Source organism: Nocardia aurea (assembly GCF_003123685.1).
GTDB classification, from domain to species: Bacteria; Actinomycetota; Actinomycetes; order Mycobacteriales; family Mycobacteriaceae; genus Nocardia; species Nocardia aurea.
Map to the genome: position 1 here is coordinate 1 of NZ_QCYJ01000162.1, position 18,327 is coordinate 18,327.

Genomic DNA, 18,327 nt, shown 5'->3' on the forward strand with positions numbered 1-18,327 from the left:
TTCGGTCCTCCCTGGCTCGGATAGAGCCAGGGTCACCGACCAGATGGTCCGTTTTGAGTTGCCACGCGGTGGTCATTTTTCACGTTCCGCCGACATTGCTGGGAATACTTCACAACACGCTCGCCATCGTCGTGTGAACCTGAGGCGGAGCCAGGTCGGTGATGCCTGACGTGATTGGCCCTCGGCAGTGGCGCAGGCGGTGGAACACCGATGATGTAGTCCGCCGGTGGGTACCACGTACCGGGACGGTGAGCGTGATAGGTCTGGCGGATGACCTCGGCATCGACATGGTGCCCACCGAGTCTTACGCGGTGTGCCACTGCGGCGATGCACGCCTCGAGTGGAGCGTGGACGTCGACGATCACGCATTCGGTTCCGCGGCTGTGGGCCAGGTGCTGCCAGCGCTGCACATGTCGCGGTCGAAGGTTGGTAGCGTCGATGATCACACGATCGCCCCTGTCGAGAAGGGCGATGCACTCAGCCATCTCCCGTTCGCTGACCGCAGCCTCCTCTTCTTCGCTGAGTAGGCCTTGGCGGTGAAAGTACTTCTCGCGGATCAGGTCGCGCGACACGATAGAGGTGGTGAGGTCGAGCGCGGCGAGTTGGGCAGCGAGCCTGGACTTGCCGGCTCCCATGAGTCCCCGCAGGACAATGATCATCGGCGCTTTCGATGACCTCGGCGCAGTACTCATCGCAGAGACCCCATTCTCTTCAAGTGGTAGTGCCCAGGCAGTGGGCCTCGGACACAATCAGCGTGGTCGGCGCGCGGTAACCGAAGAAGGGCTCCGCTCGATCTCTCGCCAGTGAATCCCGCTCGATAGCAACCGATTCCGCATTCGCTGGATCTGGCTACCGCGCGATGGTTCTTGCCCGCACGCCAGCGCCTCGGGTGTCCGGCACCCGCAGCCATCTGCCGTTGGTAGGTGCGCCGGATGTCGTGGATGCCGCCGAAAGGCTGGGCCGACCGACTGCAGGAGCTGGACGCCGACAAACTGACACGACGGAGCCGAAATCGTTCGAATGGCGATTCCTCCGACGTCCACCTTGGCGGGCGGTACGGTCAGGGTTTGGTGTTGTCGCCGGATATGTCGGTGGGCAGGTTGGATCGCAGGGTCTCCAGCTCTTGGGCGGTGAGCTCGTCGAGATGACCGATCTGGCGGCCCAGTTGTTCTGTGGCCCAGACGAGTACACCTGCCGCGTCGCGGCGAAGGGCGGCGGCCGCATCGACGACGAATGCCTCTATCGCGTCGTGATCGGCGGCGGCTGGGGTACGTCTGCGAGTGGCGGTGGGGCGTGGTGGCCGCCTCGCTGAGGTGGTGGCCTGGGCGGATTTCGCTTCCGGGGCGGGAACTCCCGACGCGCCGGGCTCGGAGATGACCGGCTGTTCGTTGCGTGCGGTGTCGGCCGGTTCCGCGGTGGTGTCGGTGGGCACCGCCCTGTCGGTGGGCGTGCTCGGCTTTCCGAGCAGGTGGGTGACGCTGCGGGACGGGGCTTGCTGTGCGGCAGGTGCGGAGTCGCTGGGGTTGGTGCTGGTGTGCTCGTTGGTGATGTCGGCGCTGTCGGCGAGGCTCAGCCATCCGAGTTCGTCGGGGAACAACCGTCGCCAAGCGTCGGCTTCGGCGCATTTGGCCAGCATGTGGCGCGGCATCCTGGCCCAGCCTCGGGTGGGAGCACCGCTCTGGGTGAATTTGGCGAACTCGTCGAAGTGGACGATCCCGTCGACGGTTTCGCGGCGATTGTCCGGGTGGATGGCGGTGATCGTGTAGTGCGCGGCGACCGGATCCGTGGCGTGGGGCCAGGCGGCGTCCCAGGTTCGGGATCGGTCGTCGTAGAACAGCGGTGGGGACGTCTCCAGGATCACACCGCGCTTCTGTGCGGCGCGGGCACCCAGGATCCGGAATCCGTGGATGGAGGTCTCCACAGACCATCGTTCTTCGAACTCGGTGCCCCTGGCGTTGACGACTGGTTCGCGGCGTAGCAGCAATCGGATCTGTTCGCGGAACGGATCGAGGTTGCAGGTGACCGCGCTGTGGAAGAACAGGTTCAGCGCGGCGGTGGGCGGGGTGGTTGTCCAGCGTGAGATCAGCGCGAGCGCGGAGATCTGTGTATCGGTGAACCGTTCCTGCTCGGGGGCGATGGCCAGCGGAGAGAGCGGCGGGGGGCTCTGGGGTGCGGACATGCGTTGTCGGCTCCTTTTCTGGGAGACAGGTTCGAGTCCTGTTCAGCGACTCCGGCGTTGGGTGCCGCCGGGATCCGCTGTGGGCGGGTCAGTGGCGGTATCGCCGATTCGAGGTGCGGGGGAGGTGAATGCGGTGGACGCCGTCGCCGTGGGCGGGCCAGTCGTTGGATCGCAGGCAGCGGTCGTAGAGATCGATCGCGCGCCGGTTCTCCCGGGCGGCGTCGATGAAGTCGTCCACGTCGCCGGGATGCAGTTCGGAGACGCTGACCACGTGCGGTGGGTGTTTGTCGACGGCGGCGAACAGGAACCGGCGTACCCGTAGCCCCAACGCGGTCATGACGCGGGTGTACCAGTCCCTTTGCAGGTGGTAGCCGTAGCGCAGGACCGACCACGCGAATTCGCCGGGGTCGGCGTTGTCGGTGGTTTTCAGGTCCACGACATCGACTTCTTCGTCGTCGTCGGTGGGGTGCAGCCAGTCCGGGCGGGTCCGCAGCATCAGGCCGGTGGCCGGGTCGGGTGAGTAGAACGACGCCTCAGCCCAGCCGCGGGCCAGCAGCGGCACCAGCGCCGGATGCGCGCGGACCTCGGCGGCCATGGCTTTGGCTTTGGCGAAACTGCCGGGCAACAACGGGATCCGGCCGGCGAGGCGGTGTTCGAGCCGTTTCTGTTTGGCCAGGTTTGTCATCCAGTTCTGGAACTTGAGTTCCACCACCAGCGGTCCCGATCCCAGGCCGATGCTGTGTACGGCACGTCCGAATTCGAGGGCGTCGGTGTCGGGGGACCCGTACAGCTGTTCGTGGCGGAACTGGCGGGGGGTGATCCCTGACCAGGACAGTCGCCGCGCCAACGAGCTCGACAGACAAAAGTCGTCGTGGCGGTGATAGACGTGATCGGGCAGGTATAGGTGGATTCCTTGGGTCGGGGTAGCGGTATGCAGGACGGGAATCACGACCTCCGTGGTGTGGCTGCGGGCGAGCACGGTCGGTGGACGCCGGGTGTGAGCCCGATGAAGCGATCGGTAGCCGCGAATTCGTCGTCGCAGCAGAGAGTTTCGGAGACACCCTTGGCGTCACGGCCCTGGCTCAACTCGCGATGCAGGTCAGGGCCGGGTGGATGCCGCCGCGTCGGTTCCGTCGAGGCAGGTGGTGGCGCTGTCGAGGTGCCATTGACGGTGGAACTCGCGGGCGAACGTGTCCAGCGCGGTGGGTTCGTGGGTCTGTAGCGCGTCGAAGCGGGTATGGAACGCTGCGATCACGGCCTCGGAAAATGGCTGGCAGCGCGCCAGTTCGCGTTGGGTGCGGTCGTACAGTTCGGTGCGATGTCCAGGGAGCAAGTCTTCGCGTCGTCCGACGCAGTACTCGCACTGTGCGGCAGCCCCGCGCAGTGGAGTCGGCCAGGTTGTCGGTGGTACGCCGAGATTGCCGCTGGCCAAGGGCCGCTCGCTGTGACCGTGCACAGCGACGGCCAGGTTTGTCAGCCGGTCGCCGAGCCGTTGTCGTACCCGACGGGGCAGGGTCCGGATCACCAAACTCAAGACCGGCCCCAGGTGGGCGGCGGCCGCGCCTATCTGGTCGGCGACGAGGTCCCTGGCCCCGAAGTCGATCATGTAGGTCCGACCGTCCGGAGCGGTGACGTGGAAAATTTTGGCCCTCGAGTCGTGCGCCTCGAACATGTCGAGGGCTCTCAACGCCGCGTCGACGGGGTCTGCGCCATCGGCCTGAATGACCCAGCGGATGTCGTACTCTTCCACGGTTGACGCCTCCTCAGCGGGATAGTGGGTTCTCGACCCGAGCGGTCGAGTAGTGGATGCCGCCCAGTGGCAGTGACCGGTGGTGACCACCGAGGGGCTGCGCGGGTCGATGGCGCAGTGGCCAGAGCGCACGCGTCAGCGGCACAACCCCTGGTCGAGGCGCGAATCACAGCGGATCTGGTGAAATACCTTGCACGCTGAACCGTTCGAGACGGTGATGGTCGTGATCGCGCGACCAGCGTGTTCGCTGCGTTGGTGGAAGCGGCTGATCGCCCGAGCACCAAAGTCTCGGAGAGTTCTAGCAGGCCGAGAGGATGTGGCGGCCCTCGAGCAGCGGGGGACCGGCATGATCGTGAGGATGTCGCGCGGTTCAAAACCCATCATGGACAGAAGTCGGCGAGGGCCATACCGGCCCAGGTCGGGTCGGCGTCCGAACGCCGGTGTCGTCCTGTCCTGGTGCGGCGGCACGATCCGCGGTGGTTCGGCCCCGACGGATCCCGATCACCCACCACGCAGTCTGATCTGGCGGTTCTGTTCGCTGCCGAAATCGAGTCCGCGCGTAATGGTGCGGACAGCCTCGTCCTCGGTGAAGTCACCGTTGCCGATGTGGGTGCTGGCGGCTTCGTAGAGCACGTCATAGGCGGTTCGGTAGTCGAGGATCGGGTGACCGAGTGGGAGTCCGTGCTGGTCGAGGATGTCGGCGCCGACGAGAATTCCGAGCGAGGCGGCGGCTGACACCAGGGTGTCGTTGCGTTGGCCGCGTGGTGCGTGACGGACACGATCGCCCTGAATCCGCAGTGCGACTTTGACGTAATTGTGGGTCCGGTCGATATCCACGTGCGCAGGCGGACGGGGCGTAGAGGGCGGTGGCGTGAGGGCGGTGACGAGCCAGGTAGGCAGAGGTTGAGGTGTGCGCGGATCTTGGACGGTGTAGCCGCCGTTGTCGAGTATCGATCCGGCGGCGACGATGTAGCCGCCGGTCCCGCGGGTGTCGATGCGCCACCCGAGCGTGCCGGAGGTATTGGGCAACTGAATCGCCGGTGGGGCCTGGAAATACAGATGCAATCCAGTCGACGGGGTTGCCACAGTGTAAGTATCGCCAGGGTAGGGGTGCCCGGCCTGTTCGGCGACCGCGGCGAGGACCTCGCGGCCGTGAGACAGGCCGGTCCAGGGCTCGGGGGCGGGTTCGTCGTGGTCGGGATCGAGGTCGATGACATAGAGCCCGCTGGGCGCGCAGGCGATCCCGATGTTGAACGGATGTTGACGCCACATCCAACGGATCCGGCGTGGGTCGGCGGTGGCATGGCTGTGCCAATCACCTTTGTATGCAGGCGTTTTCGCGAGTGGCCGCAGCGGGAAAACGTGATGTCCGCGTTCGGCGGCGGTCAGAGCGGCCTGCATCAGTGCGGTGCTGGGGCGGCCGCGTCGCGAGGCGCCCATCTCGCCAGGGTAGCGCGAGTTCGGGCGTGCCTGGGATCGGTTGGATGCGGGGCCGGTGCCCGCGCGGCGCGTGGACGGGGACCTCGAGGAGGAAGGTGTGCACATGGGTGGCGGGTCGTCGAATCGAGAAGGCGATCGCGGGCGGGGTGTGGTGGGGCACTGATCGCAAACGGGTGTCGGAGGTTGCCAGGCGGAGGCGCAGCCTCGCTTCGGATGTGCTGCGAGGCTGGTGCGGTGGCGTGGGCGCGGTGAGTCGTGCCAGGGGTGCAACTGCGATGTCGGCCCCGCGTTTCGATGAAATCCGTGGTGTGGCACGGTCACGAAATTGCCGGGCGGGGAATGCAGTGGACGTGATTTGGCAGTTCCATCCGGCCCGGAGGGTCATTGCGATTTCAGCAGGGCGTCGAGCTGGGTGTGGACCAGATCGAACGAGGAGCTGGTCTCGTCGAGGCTGTTCTGCAACCTCCTGGAGTAGCTGGCGGTCTGGGCCTTGAGGCTGAGGAAGCGGTCGAGGAGCGCTTTGGTCTTGTTGGCGCTGGCTCCGTTTCGGCGTGCGGTGGCGATATCGAGCGACAGTTTCTGCAAGGCGTCACGGGAGGCGTCGATGAACGCACGAATGATCAACTGCCGCATCTCGGCTTGGTCGGGCAGAGGGATGCGGGCGAACATGCTCTGGCCGCCGACACCGGCGACGAACCGGTGCAAGCCCTCGAGTGTGTGTGCGTGGTCGGCGGTGACGAAATAGACACCGCCGGTGGGGCGCACGGGGACCGCTTCGAGACGGCGCATGTAGTCCAGCAGCATCGATCTGATCCGGTCGGCGCCGAGGTAGGTGCACTGCCACCGATACCGCTGCTGCACGGTGTCGACCAAGGCGTACACGCGCCGTTTCTCAGCGTCGGACAGTGCGGCGACCGCGGGGTCGTCGAGGCGGATCACCAGTTGGCCGGAACCGTGTTCGCCGGTGCTGCGTTCGAAGGTGACGTCGCCGAGGTGTTCGTCGTAGCTCAGTGTGGTGGCCTTTTCGTCGCGTTCCTCGCGCACAATGTGGCGGACGATGCGGTCGGAGCCTCGGCGGACCGGACGGATCATCAGCCTCGCCGACCGCACGGGCCCGCCCGGTGTCTGCGTCGACGGGCCGGACGCGGTGTCGGTGTCGAGGTGGTCGAGGTTGTAGGTGTCGCGGACGCCGTCGCTGCCGGTGACGCGCAGGAACGCGTCATCGGCGCGGAGCGGGCCGGGCAGTATGGTGGTGTCGAGCCGTAGCTGCTGGAACTGTCGGGTGGCCTCGTCGAGGGTGATCTCGCCGCCGTAGACGCTGTAGACGATGACGTAGCCCAGCACGGGACCCTCGCCGGTCTTGTCGGCGTAGGTGGACAGCAGTTCGCGGGCGGCGGTTTCGGTCGCGGGGGAGTCCGGCGCGAGAGTGGTCATGGGGAGTCCTTGAGGGTCAGACGAGGGTGAATAGGTCCTCGGCGGCGGTAGGTGCGAGGTCGTCGACGTGGGTGAGGTGGTCGGCCAGACTGGTCAGCGCCGCGGTCGCAGCGGCGGCGATGGCGATGACGAACACCCGGAATCCCAGGCGGGCCTTACGGTCTCGCCATCCAGACAGCCAGTCGCCGTCGAGGTAGTCGTCGCCATCGGTGATCAGCACGATGTCGCCGCGGGCGGTGCCGTCCCGGTTGTACTGCTCAGCGAGGATGTCGGTGGCCTGGTCGAGCGGGGCCTGGAAGTCGGTGCCGCCGTCGGCGAAACTGTCCGCGAACGCCAACACCTGCTCCAGCGGGGGATCTTCGGCGGCGGGGAACCGGAAGATTTCGATCTCGTCGGCGGCGGCGAACAGGACCGCCACGAAGTCGCGGCGCTGGCGGCGGGCCTGGTCGAGCAGCGCCAGACCGCACGCCTTGGCCCAGGCCTCCCGGGTCACCGAAACACCACCGGGACCGGAGTGTGTGTCGGTCATCGAGTGGGAGCAGTCGATGAGCGCGATGATCGCGCCGCGGCCTTCGGGCTGCTCACCGACGGTCTGGTAGATCATGAGTTCCCGCTCGATGAACCTGGCGGCGAACAACGCACGCAGGGCGGGCACCGCCAGCGCGGCCAGTTCGGAGGGAACCAGTCGCGAGATGTCGTCGCCGAGTGTCACACCGATGACTTCGTCGTGGCCGTGGGTGCTTCGGCGGGCGTACTTCCCGGCGGCCATGAGCCGGAATCGGCCGATCAGGTCGGCGAATCCGCCGAGCCGTCCATCGCGCAGCCGTTTCGCGAGCGCGGTGCGTTCGGTGAAGGACATGCCGCGCAACTGTTCGGGCGTGATGTTCCACGCCGCCATGAGCGCCCGCTCGGCACCGACGTCGTCGGCAGCCGTGGCCGTGGTGGCGCGTAGACGCGGCCGCAGCGCGGAGGCGGCGTCGTCGGCCGCCTTGTGCGCGGCCGCTGTCGCGTCCGCTGCCGCGGTGTCGGCCGCCGCGGCGTCATCGAGCATCTGGTCGAGGGCGCTGACCTGGTCGCCATCGACGAGATCGCTCGGATCGCGGCCACCGACCGCAGCGTGCAAGGCCGCCGCCACCGCGTCGGCGGCGGTCTGCGCGTTCTGAGTGGACTGGTCCGCATCGTCGGCGGCCTGCTGGGCGGTGTCGTTGTGCTCGAACCATTCCCGCAGAGTGCTCGCCTGCGCCATCACCGCCATCACCGCGGCATAGCGGTCACCGACAGTGTGGCGGCGTAGGTTTCGGAACTCCGGTGTGTCGGCGAGGGCGGACACGACCGCGCGATTGGGCAGCCGCGAGACCGCGACGTCGGTGACGTCGCGGATGCGGGGCTGGGCCTTGAAGGCCAGCAGGAACAGATCGTGCAGCAGATCGCCCGCGTGGGCGTGAACGTGGGCGATTTCTTCCTTGAGCGCGGTCAGGGCCGTGGCTTCGTCCCGGGTCTGGGCCCAGGTGTCCTCGTCGAGGCGATCACCGGCAACGACATGTCGATGCTGAGGCGCGGGTTCGCCGAGGCCGAGCCACCGTGGCGCGCGCGCACTCAACTGTGCGACCGTGGTCGGCGCCTGGGATGCGGTCACGGCTGCCCCCCACCCGAGGAAGTGCCCGCGTTGAGCAGATCGCTGGTCATCCGGCCGTGCAACTCGTCACGGACGGAGGCGACTCGGTCGATCGTGGCGGTCGATCGCCCGGCGGCGATCGCGCGGGCACGCACGTCGGCCAACGTGTCCTTGAGGGTGTTGAGTTTCTGGTTGCCTTCCTTGATCACCCACAGATACAGCTGATCCGGAGGAAGTGACTGCTTCTGCTGATCGTAATCGCGGGCGATCGCGGCGATCGCCTCCTCCGCGGTGAGCGCCGCACGTTCGTCGGGATTGACCAGTTTCAATACCTGGTCGGCGACTTTCGGTCGTTCGGTCAGGGTCGACCACAGCACGTGCGCGAGGATCGCCAGATCGGTGTCGTCGACGTCGGCGCGTCCGGCCAGCCACGCCGAGGCTCGCAGCAAGGCGACGCTCTGCTTCCAGCGTCGATCCGACACCACCACGCCCTCGGCGCGCAGCGTGGCGCGCAAGGTCGCGATCGTGGAGAGAATGCCGTCGGGGATCCGCACGGCGGGAACCTCGCTGGCGACCGCGTGCTGCAACGCGCCCAGCTCCACGGTGGTCGCGGGGGTGTTCACGGAGGTGTCGGTCTTGAGCAGGTCGAGGAAGTTGGACTCTTCTGCCAGGTAGCCGAGTTCGATCCGGACGCTGAGCCGGTCCCAGATCGCGGCGGTTTCTTCCCCGTCGGGCAGTTCGTTGGAGGCGGTGACCGCGCTGATCAGCGGGCACGTGATCGGGTCGCCGCCGGCTTCGGGGTAGTAGCGGCGTTCGTTGAGCCAGGCCAGGGTCTCGTTGAGCGCTCCGACACCGCATTTGAAGATCTCGTCGACGAAGGCGATGTGGGCGGTGGTGGCGCGACCGTCGAAGACCTGCCGGTACTGGCCCTGGGTGAGGGCGGCGACGTCGACGGGTCCGAACATTTTGGTCGGGGAGGTGAACTTCGACAGCTGGATCTCCCAGCGGCGGGCACCGGTGATCCGTTCGGTCAACGCACGGCACAGCTGGGACTTGCCGGTGCCGGGCGGCCCGAGCAGGAACGAATGCTGACCGGCGAGCATGGCCACGACGATCGCGCGGATCGCCTCTCCGCGTTCGAAGAAGTCCTTCGACAGCTCGGACACGATGGCGCGCATCGCGACATCGGTGCTGGCGGGGACCGGGGATCCGGTCGATGGCGGTGGTGAAACAGCAACAGTCATGACGACTCCGGGATGTTGTGACGGGATACGGGGAACAAGAGATCGCCGCGGTGGGCGTGGTGTGCGTGGTGCGGTCGGTGAGATCGTGTGCGGCGGCTACCGGCGGCAGTGGCGGCATGCACCGATGTAGCGAAATGGCCTGTGACGTAGGGGAGTTCACAGATTCAGGGCGAGCTGGATGCCCTGGGGGTGGTGTCGGTGAGCGTGGTAGGCGGCGATCACCTGCGCGCGCCAGCGCAGCGCGTAGGTCGCGCAGTTTCCGCAGTGGCGGTGGTGACAGCCGGGCAGCGGTGGCGCGTGTACCGCTGCCTTGGACCAGGCCATCGAATCGCTCGAGCGGATCAGGGAGCCGTAGCTTGCGATACCGGCCAGCTTGACCCCGAAGGCATGAATTTTCAGGGCGGGTGCCGCGTCGACGATCTCGGCGAAGATCCGCGCGGCCTCCGCCGACGCCTGCCGACGACAGATCGACCCGACCCCGACCAGAGGTTCGGCGGCCAGGTCGAATCCTGCTGCTGTGTAGAGGTCGATGCAGCGTAGGTAGTCATCGACGGTCCAGCCCTGCAATACCGGCATGAACGGTAACTCGGGCGCCAGCTCACGCAGGCGCGCGAAGTTGTCGACGGTGCGGTGTTGATGCCCGCGCACTGTCAGCCCGGTACCGGCGAAAACGACGCGGCCGATGCGCCCGCCCGCCAGTGCTTGGGGCTCACAGCACCAGTCTTGCGGGGAAATTGCTGAAAGAAGACCGATTTCGTCGCTGTAGCGGCGGGCGTGGTCGGCGTATTCGGCGGGTGTGGGCGCGTGGTTCCAGTTGCCGTGGCGTTGGATCTGGGTGAACGCGCCGTTCCCCAGAATTTGAAGTCTCACGAGACATCTCAAGCAGGGGATGTACTACGGTGGGCTCCGACCATAAGAAACGAACAACAGTTACCGGCCACATGGATCGTTGGGTTTCCTTACCCTGCAGGCGTTTCGTGAGCGATGGTCACCGACCGAGTTCGAGCAACAGCTACAACTCGCATAGCCGGTTGACCTGTCACCGGGGCCCAGTCATTACCTCCTGATGCAACTGCAGAGCCCGCAACGGATCCGATCTCCTAGCCACGTTGGCGATCTCGTCGAGCAAGGTCATCACAGCTCGGTACCGACGTTCTAGACGTCGACACCGGGGTTGGTGTCGACGTCGTCCACCGCGTCCCACTCGTCGGTCAGGGCATCGATTCGAGCAGCCAAATCGTCTGCGTCGGAGCCTAGTTCAGGGCGGCAAGCCCGCTCGTGGTGGCGGCGTGGCCGAAGCAGATGCGCGGCATGAGCTGGTGGGCGCTGTTGGGCAGCAGCTTGGGCTCCAGCGCAGCCTCCGGTCCGCTCACGGGGCCGAGTACGAAACTGTCAGCGAATGAGGCTGCCTGCCAACGGTTCTGAGTGTCGCTGGCCCGTACGGCCCACAGCTTGCCGTCCTCGCGCCGCACCGGTGTTGCGCCTCTAACCAGCGCGCCCCACGGCCCGGGCCTGGATGCCAGAGGGTTTGCAGCCACGGGTGTGCTCGCTTTTGTAGATCCGGATTCGCCGGTTGAATGTCTGCTGTACCCACGCGGCGGCGGCATCGACGTAGGACTGGAAGCCGTCGGCCACCCCGTCGATCCACTGTTTCTTCCATGCCTGGTTGAAGTCCTGCGCGTCGTCGAGGCCGCCTTCGAGGCGCGACGCCCACCAGAGCGGTGCCTCGTAACGCGAGTCGGGGAGGTGGGCGTTCATCAGTGTGTGCAGGCGTGGCACGCTGGTGCTGAAGCCACTGACCACGACACGGCCGACTGTCGGTGCGGGCCGGTGCATTGTGGCCTCGGCACCGCGTGGAATGTCCCGGGGAATCCACAGGCAGAGCTCTCTGAGCAGGCGCATCAGCGTCGCCGGAGCCTCGAATGGCTCGAAATGGCTCGACGGGGCGACTGGGATTGCGTGTGAGCCGATTCCTCTGGCGGACATCAATGGTGAAGGCTTGGCGCGACTGCAAGCACGTACATGATCCCGTGCCGCAGACCACCAGGGGAGGCAGAGGCTACATGTGGATACGGCTCTTACACAATGTTCAACCCCAGGACACGATGATGGAGGAGGCGGCGTCCTCGTCGCGAAAGCCAGCAAAGATGTTGGCGCCCAACAGGAGAACCGGCCGTGCAGCGGCACGACTGTACCGAATGTGGCGTCGACGAAGGCGAAATTATGGATTTGCGACAGCGCCGATTAATGGCTCGTCCAACTCTAGGACGTCCCCGAATAACTTGTGGATCGGAGTCGGTGGCGGCTTTGTTCCTTCGCGATTCGAAAGCATCTTACTCGTGAGCCGAATCTTGCCGACTTCTGCGGCGGTTCTGCTGGATGTCAAGAAGGTGATCATTAGCTGCAAAATCGCCTCAATAGGTACCTTCTTTACGAACTTCAGGTAGAGGTAAAGTCCCTGCAAACCCCCATCAACATGACCTCCTGCGAGCAAGTGCGTCAACACTCCCGGATCCAGCAGATCAAAAAAGAAGTGCCTTCCTTCACGTCGCTCTTCCCATCCATGTTCGAAAATGTAGAACAGCTTTCCGTCGACTCTCACCAGGGGTTTCCAGAAAGACTCGGTGGTCAAATCATCCACTCCTCGCACCAGCTTTTTGCCAACCATTTCACTAACAAGTGTGGCGAGATTTTCAAATTTAGATGACTTTGCGAACTTGATTAGAAGGTTTTCGCCGTGAATTTCGACTACTTTCTTGCCGGTAGGTCCGGCCAGCACTTTCAGTGCATCGAAGTTCAGGAGCCTGTCTTTTCGTACAGCAAGCTCATAATACCCGCCTAATGGCTCGGTCGAGAATTCGAGTGGTATGAAGAGCTTGGAGAGTCCGGAAAGTTTCGTCTTGAGATAGATGCCGCGGGTGCTCTCCGTCAGGTTGAACACAGGCCGCCTGTTTTCATCGAAAGCTTCGATCGGTGCGTTTACGAACTCGATGCCGATCGATCTCGGATTCGTCGATTCACCGTGCGGCACATTTGTGGCGATATCTACGAATTGTATTATGCTACCTTTGCCATCGGTGCTCAAGTTATTCACGCAGAAATGTGGAATGGGAAAGAACGATCCGCCTGTACTTGTACGTTCTTCCCGTACATTCGGAATTGACATGTCGGAGAACGCCGCCGTCTCATGAAGCAGGATCTGCGTGGGCATCCCCCCACTCCTAATTCCAATGCTAGCATTATACTTGCCCATTCCCGGCTCGTCTTTCCAATTGCTAAAGTTGAGCGATGGTGATGCGATATTGTATTCCTCGGTGAAGGCAACCAGTCTATCTTTTTTTACTGGGTCATAGTCATGAAGCCTCGCTGCTACTGTTGCCTGTGCAGGATCATAGGGCTTATAAAACTTTCGAATCACTCGATTCGTCGCCGACTCCCAGCGAAGTGTGTACTGACTAAAATACGATATGGAATCGGCCGTGCTCGCTTGATATTGCCGTGTGTCCGCGATAGGAAAGTCTTGCACTCCTGACTGTGCACGTACCATGGAAATAAATTCTCTAGCGATCGCGCCATGTACCTCAAACGTGTCCTTCGTCTGTTTGTTGTGAAAAAAGACGACGTAATGAACGTCGCTTGAGTTCCCCTGGTTTGGGTATGTCTGGACCTTGAAATTCCCAAAAGGCGACAGAACGCTAATCACAGTGTCGTCGTCATGCGCCGCGCCACCGAAGAACGAGGATTCCTTACTGGAGAAGGCACCCGCGACGGATGAGTCGTAGGTGTCCATCGCGCGTGGCTGGGGAACCGTCGGCACGCTCGGTGGAGCTGGCGGAGCGATTGTTGGCTGCCGAGAAGTACTATCTGCCACGTCTACCCCTCATTCAGAAACGCGCGTGGGCGGGGAATGCTGTGATCGGTGCGCCATCTGTCACGAGAGTTGGCCAGTCTTTGGGTCGTATGTTACCTCGACGGCCACAACCTGGTCCGTGGGTAACACTTCAATCCACTGATCAAAAACTTGGTATGGCGCCGCTGGGCGGAAGCCACCGTCGAGCGGGTCGAAGCCGTTTTCGAAAACCTTGTCGGCGGCGAGGGTGTTATTGAGCTCGGTGTTCTCTTTCTTCAGCTTCTCGGCAAGCTCGTCCAAGACCTGGCCGTACGTCCACGGTGTGTTGCCATCAGAATGCTTTCCTGCCCATCGTTGCGGATCACCGGGCTCAAGTTTGTAGCTCTGTTCCAGCCCCACCTTGCCTTCGTTTTCGTCACGTTTCAGTAGTGCCAACGCCTCAACCTCTTGCCCTGGACGAATAGGCAGGACCGCTTTTACCCACGCCGCGTTGAGGAATTGATTGCGTCGTGCGTCGCCGTCGATCTGAATCAGCCAGCCGAGTGAGCTGCCGAGAGGAGCGGGGTGGCTATCCTCGGTGATCGGGTAGTTCAGTCGCCATTCGTCTCCTACCGTCATGTCGCCGGCCGCCGTTGCGGCTTTCGCAAGGAATCTGTTCTTAGAAGGGTGCGTGTAGCTGCTGGTGACCGCACCGTCAGTCAGCGGTTCCCCCTTGATCTCTTGATCACTGGGTGGGTGTGTGGCCGGGACCGGATATCGACCCTGATAGTCGTTCTTAGTAGGGTCGTCTGGGCCGATCGGCGGGATTTTTCCGGGGCGCCAATAGTCGGGGGCCACGAAGTAGAGCATCTCGTCCACGTCGAAGATCTCTCGTAGGTATTCCGCTTTCAGCTGCGCCGAATTTGTAAAGTCGCCATGGAGTTTATTGATGAGGTGGCCGTAAACGAGATGGCGTTCTTCGGCTCGCAGATCAGCTGCTGGTCGTTGCGGAACGCTGCGCACGAGCTTCGAACGTTCACGTACCGCAGTCAGGTACGCTTTGCGGTTAAGTGCGTCAACCTGCTCCAGGTAGTCGTCGTAGGCAGCTTTGTTGGCCGCATTGCGATCATCGATCTCCTTCTTCTTTTCCGCAGTAGGTTGGAACCAAACCGCACCCGTCAAGACGAAGGTCACTACCTTGTCCCATTCTATTGCGCTATCGGTAACAACACCTAATTGGATTTTCTGTTTATCGGCGGTCCACCGCCATCCAAACGCCCAATGGCCGGTGAAATCCGTTCCTTGGGCAGAGACTTGGGAAAGCGGGAATACTTTTGCTGGATCATCCCATATTGGCTCAAACCCTGGTGGGCTGGGAGGTGGATCAGTCGTTCCAATGAGAATAAAGGGTCCAGGCTGAGGATCCTCGCCGTAATTCCACGACCCAGTTGGCTGAAATGAAACTGGCTGGTTATCTGGATATAGGATCGTGCCAGAGTTATCGGGCTTTTTAAGCGCGGACAAGTCAGGTGCCTCGACGATGTGGATTAGTTGCCCCAGCCCGAGGGCTTTGCCGGGATCCTCCATGAAGTCCTGCCAGACCATCGCTGTGCGCAGGTGCTGCAGTTGTACGCCGACCTTGCGCATCTTGCGGCGCAGATCGTAGTTGACCAGCCGGTTTGACGTGTTCTGGACGACGTAGCGGCGGCTGGTGGTGTCTGTGGTTTCGGTGACGGTCCGGAACGTCGTTTTGAAGTTCCGGCGGATCTGGCTGGTGACCTTGGCGCTTTGCGTGCGGGCATGTTTGTGGGTCACCTCGGAACTTTTCTTGCGTGAGGTATCGGAGCTGAAACTCGCGCTTGCTTCGGCATGGGCGATACCGACGAACTCAGCGCCGCCGGAGGCGCTGGCACCTAATTTGGTGTCGCTGCTGTTCTCTTCTTTAACGGCGTCAGCGATTTCGTCCTGCTCTGTCAGCGACTCCTCGGATGTCCGCGTGGACTCCTCGAATGTTTCTAGCGTCTTCTCGATGAGCGTCTTTCGGGTGCTGGACTCAATGACTTCAACCGTTCCGCCGGGACTAATCCACAGGTGACCAACTGGTGCACCGAGGAACGAGTCGAACTCGAAGAAGTACTGCCGGAACAGATCAACGAGCCCAACAGGCGACAGGACGGCCGCGACCGCAGTGCTTAAAGCGCGAAGGGGCAGGATCTCATCCGTTACGTCGCTCAGATCTGCGGATGGGTAATCATCAGCTTGAGCTCCGCCGAGCACCACCGGAGTCAGAAGGGCGATGTTGGATTTTCCAGCCCAGCCCCTTGCGAGTGGCTTGTAGACGCCGAACACTTCACTTGCATAGGGCAGTGTGCCGGTGAAGTACTTCAGCGGCCGCCCGTGAATTGGCGGTGGAGGATTGTCCTGCCACCACGCCCCCTGTACGGACTTGTCTTTCCCAGGCCACCACACCTCCATGTGGGTGGAATAGCGAGTTAGTGCCGCGATCCCGCCGTTCGGTGCGGCCGCCTGCGCAATCTGGTAGTGGTCTTGCCAGCCGGCTTCCTCGGTCCACGAGGCGTCCTGCACTCTCTCGTCGACATGCCACCACACCTCGATGTGGCTGGGATTGCGCGACAGAGCGGCAATGCTGCTCGATGTCGAGGCTTGGCCGGCTGGGGCCACTTCATAGGGCTTGCGCCAGCCGCCGGACTCTGTCCAGTGGGCGGCCTGCACCGTGCCGCCTTTCCCGATCCAGAGCACTTCCATGTTGGAGGCGCCACGGGATACCGCGGCAATGCTGCCCGTCTTTGAGGCAGTGTCCGTTGCCAAGGGGTTAGCGGCAACTGTCCAAGCATCCGTTTCCTCGGTCCAGTAGGCACCCTGTACGGAGTGATCGTTCTTGATCCACCACACCTCCATATGGGAGGCGTTAAGTGACAGCGCGGCGATCCCGCCCTGCTCTGAAACGTTGGCGGCTACCACGGTCTCTGGGTTCTCCCAGCCGCCCGCTCGGGTCCACCGGGCGGCCCGTACCGAACCGCTCTTCCCGACCCACAACACCTCCATATCGGTGGAGCTACGCGACACCGAGGCGATGCCACCCGAGGCGTTGTTTGTCCCCGCCACGGGAGCGGCGGGTCGCTGCCAGTCCTTTTCGGCCTCGGTCCACCAAGCCCCCTGCACCGAGCCGTCCTCGCCTATCCACCACACCTCCATGTGGTCGGAGCTCCGCGAGAGCGCGGTGATGCCACCCGTCTTCGAGGCCTTTTCCGACCCGGGTATCTGATACTGTTTCTGCCAATCTGACGCCTCGGTCCACCGGCGGCCATGTACCCACCCGTCGTCGCCGATCCACACCACCTCCATGTGGTCGGAGCTCCGCGATACAGCCGCGACAGCGCTGTTCGGCCCGGCGGCGGTGGGCGGAGACAGCTGACGCTGATGCCACGTCCGTGGTTCGTTACCTTCGCTTGCGCGCATTATCCTGGTTGCGATTTCGGCACCAGCATTTTTCGGCGGATTGATTGAGGACAGCAAACGCTTGACATCCTTCAGTAACCGGGCACTGCGCTGTTGAAACGTAGCCATCTCAAGCTCCCTCGGTCTCTGGTGTGACCAACACGGGAAGGCGCGGCCGGATCCGCGTCTGATCCAATGTCATGGCACATAGGACGCTTCCATGGTCGGGCTGGCTTGTATCGAGTATTCGGGTACTTGTTTTCAGCTACCATCTACGTTGGACTCCGATGACGGCGGATGGCCGTCATCGAGTCGCTCGGCACGGCCCGGTTGGACCTTACCGTTGCTTTTCGGCAATTACAGTCCGGAACCCCTGAAAGTTATAAACAGACACGACCATCCGGTCGCCTGCAACACCACTGTGGTGGTCCTGCCGCTGACCGCACCGGACCCTCAGCTTCGGGCGTGGACATGATTCGCCATCAACAGGGGTGCGACGATGATTACCCACCTCTGCTCGCCGACTCGGCTGCTGTTGGCTGATCTGCACCCCGCCGACAACCGTTTGCCTGGCGTATGTTGCCACTCGGGCGTGGTCCACCTTTGGTCGGCAGGCGATCGTTGGCCTCTCCCACGACGCCCTGTTCGGCGAGGTGCTCGACCCTGAGCTGGCCTTCGTGATCGACGCCTATGCGCGACGGATACTGGGCGGGCGCACGTCCATCGCGTTCAGTGAACGCCTCGCAGAGGTCGGGATCCAGCCCGCGTCGGCGCTGTGGGATCGAGCTACGACAACGCCCTCACTGAGACGATCAACGGCCCCTACCAGACCAAGCTGATCAAATCCCGCGGCCCGTGGCGCAAGGTCGATCACGTCGAATTCGCCACCGCGGAATGGGTCGACTGGTTCAAGCACCGCCGCCTCTATCGCTACTGCGGCGATATCCCACCTGCGGAGATGAAGGCTGCCCACTACGCTCAACACCCAGCCCAGCAAGCGACCGCGTTGTCACACCGATAGGTCTAGGGACCGACCGAGGCGGTTCAGACCGTAGTGTTGGTGTGATCAGGAAGTCGGTGCGGGGTGTCGACGAGTTTGGTGAGCGCGGCTTCGGGGAGGGACGACACGCCCGCGTTGGGGACGGAGTTTGCGCCGATCCAGCGGGCGGGGATGAGTTCGAGGTTGCCGGAGGCTGTATCGCTGTCTGCCCATTTACCGTTCTTGTGCAGGGTGCGGGCTTCATCGGCGATGATCTGGCAGGTCCAGTCTGTACCGTCTACAAGGGCCCAGGGCCTCATACACCTGGAGCCGCCATCCGTGTCATCGTGTCATCGTGTGAGAGCAGCGGCTACGCTCACGACCAGATCGGGCAAGCA

Annotated in this window: 14 protein-coding genes and 1 pseudogene; 1 reads left to right on the forward strand and 14 read right to left on the reverse strand. The window is 63.4% G+C overall.

Going from position 1 to position 18,327, the window contains the following annotated elements:
• Nucleotides 1–32: 32 nt before the first annotated feature.
• From DAT37_RS39195 to DAT37_RS39255, 13 genes are all read right to left on the reverse strand, one after another.
• Nucleotides 33–659: an AAA family ATPase gene (locus DAT37_RS39195; protein WP_157978907.1), complete on the reverse strand. Its 627-nt coding sequence runs from the start codon at nucleotides 657–659 to the stop codon at nucleotides 33–35.
• A 401-nt stretch (nucleotides 660–1,060) separates the two neighbouring features.
• Nucleotides 1,061–2,179 carry a recombinase RecT gene (locus DAT37_RS39200; protein WP_109530020.1) on the reverse strand — a complete coding sequence of 373 codons (1,119 nt, stop codon included), beginning with the start codon at nucleotides 2,177–2,179 and terminating at the stop codon, nucleotides 1,061–1,063.
• A gap of 88 nt (nucleotides 2,180–2,267) precedes the next feature.
• Nucleotides 2,268–3,128: a PD-(D/E)XK nuclease-like domain-containing protein gene (locus DAT37_RS39205; protein WP_157978908.1), complete on the reverse strand. Its 861-nt coding sequence runs from the start codon at nucleotides 3,126–3,128 to the stop codon at nucleotides 2,268–2,270.
• Nucleotides 3,129–3,278: 150 nt separating this feature from the next.
• On the reverse strand, nucleotides 3,279–3,929 hold the full coding sequence (locus DAT37_RS39210) for a hypothetical protein (RefSeq protein ID WP_109530022.1): 651 nt from the start codon (nucleotides 3,927–3,929) through the stop codon (nucleotides 3,279–3,281).
• Between the two features lie 501 nt (nucleotides 3,930–4,430).
• The gene (locus tag DAT37_RS39215; RefSeq protein WP_109530023.1) at nucleotides 4,431–5,369 is read right to left on the reverse strand and encodes a bifunctional DNA primase/polymerase; all 939 of its coding nucleotides are present in this window, start codon (nucleotides 5,367–5,369) and stop codon (nucleotides 4,431–4,433) included.
• A 381-nt stretch (nucleotides 5,370–5,750) separates the two neighbouring features.
• Complete coding sequence (locus tag DAT37_RS39220) at nucleotides 5,751–6,803, reverse strand: DUF6744 family protein (RefSeq protein ID WP_109530024.1); 1,053 nt, start codon at nucleotides 6,801–6,803, stop codon at nucleotides 5,751–5,753.
• Between the two features lie 16 nt (nucleotides 6,804–6,819).
• On the reverse strand, nucleotides 6,820–8,439 hold the full coding sequence (locus DAT37_RS39225; RefSeq protein WP_109530025.1) for a VWA domain-containing protein: 1,620 nt from the start codon (nucleotides 8,437–8,439) through the stop codon (nucleotides 6,820–6,822).
• Nucleotides 8,436–9,662, reverse strand: a complete 1,227-nt coding sequence (locus DAT37_RS39230) for an AAA family ATPase (protein ID WP_198654669.1) — start codon at nucleotides 9,660–9,662, stop codon at nucleotides 8,436–8,438. Before DAT37_RS39230 ends, DAT37_RS39225 begins: the two co-directional genes overlap by 4 nt.
• A gap of 156 nt (nucleotides 9,663–9,818) precedes the next feature.
• Nucleotides 9,819–10,532, reverse strand: a complete 714-nt coding sequence (locus DAT37_RS39235; RefSeq protein WP_157978909.1) for a deazapurine DNA modification protein DpdA family protein — start codon at nucleotides 10,530–10,532, stop codon at nucleotides 9,819–9,821.
• A 383-nt stretch (nucleotides 10,533–10,915) separates the two neighbouring features.
• Nucleotides 10,916–11,134 carry a hypothetical protein gene (locus DAT37_RS39240; protein WP_109530028.1) on the reverse strand — a complete coding sequence of 73 codons (219 nt, stop codon included), beginning with the start codon at nucleotides 11,132–11,134 and terminating at the stop codon, nucleotides 10,916–10,918.
• A 13-nt stretch (nucleotides 11,135–11,147) separates the two neighbouring features.
• On the reverse strand, nucleotides 11,148–11,564 hold the full coding sequence (locus tag DAT37_RS39245; protein ID WP_109530029.1) for a hypothetical protein: 417 nt from the start codon (nucleotides 11,562–11,564) through the stop codon (nucleotides 11,148–11,150).
• A 319-nt stretch (nucleotides 11,565–11,883) separates the two neighbouring features.
• Nucleotides 11,884–13,452, reverse strand: coding sequence for a peptidoglycan recognition protein family protein (locus DAT37_RS44550; RefSeq protein ID WP_157978910.1), 1,569 nt, complete (start codon nucleotides 13,450–13,452; stop codon nucleotides 11,884–11,886).
• A gap of 141 nt (nucleotides 13,453–13,593) precedes the next feature.
• Nucleotides 13,594–17,079, reverse strand: a complete 3,486-nt coding sequence (locus tag DAT37_RS39255) for a hypothetical protein (protein WP_157978911.1) — start codon at nucleotides 17,077–17,079, stop codon at nucleotides 13,594–13,596.
• A 539-nt stretch (nucleotides 17,080–17,618) separates the two neighbouring features.
• Between DAT37_RS39255 and DAT37_RS39260 the strand changes: the two are divergent.
• Nucleotides 17,619–17,971: pseudogene (locus tag DAT37_RS39260) on the forward strand (integrase core domain-containing protein); the annotation flags it as partial.
• A 23-nt stretch (nucleotides 17,972–17,994) separates the two neighbouring features.
• Here the strand turns inward: DAT37_RS39260 and DAT37_RS39265 are convergent.
• The gene (locus tag DAT37_RS39265; protein WP_109530032.1) at nucleotides 17,995–18,249 is read right to left on the reverse strand and encodes a hypothetical protein; all 255 of its coding nucleotides are present in this window, start codon (nucleotides 18,247–18,249) and stop codon (nucleotides 17,995–17,997) included.
• Nucleotides 18,250–18,327 lie beyond the last annotated feature (78 nt).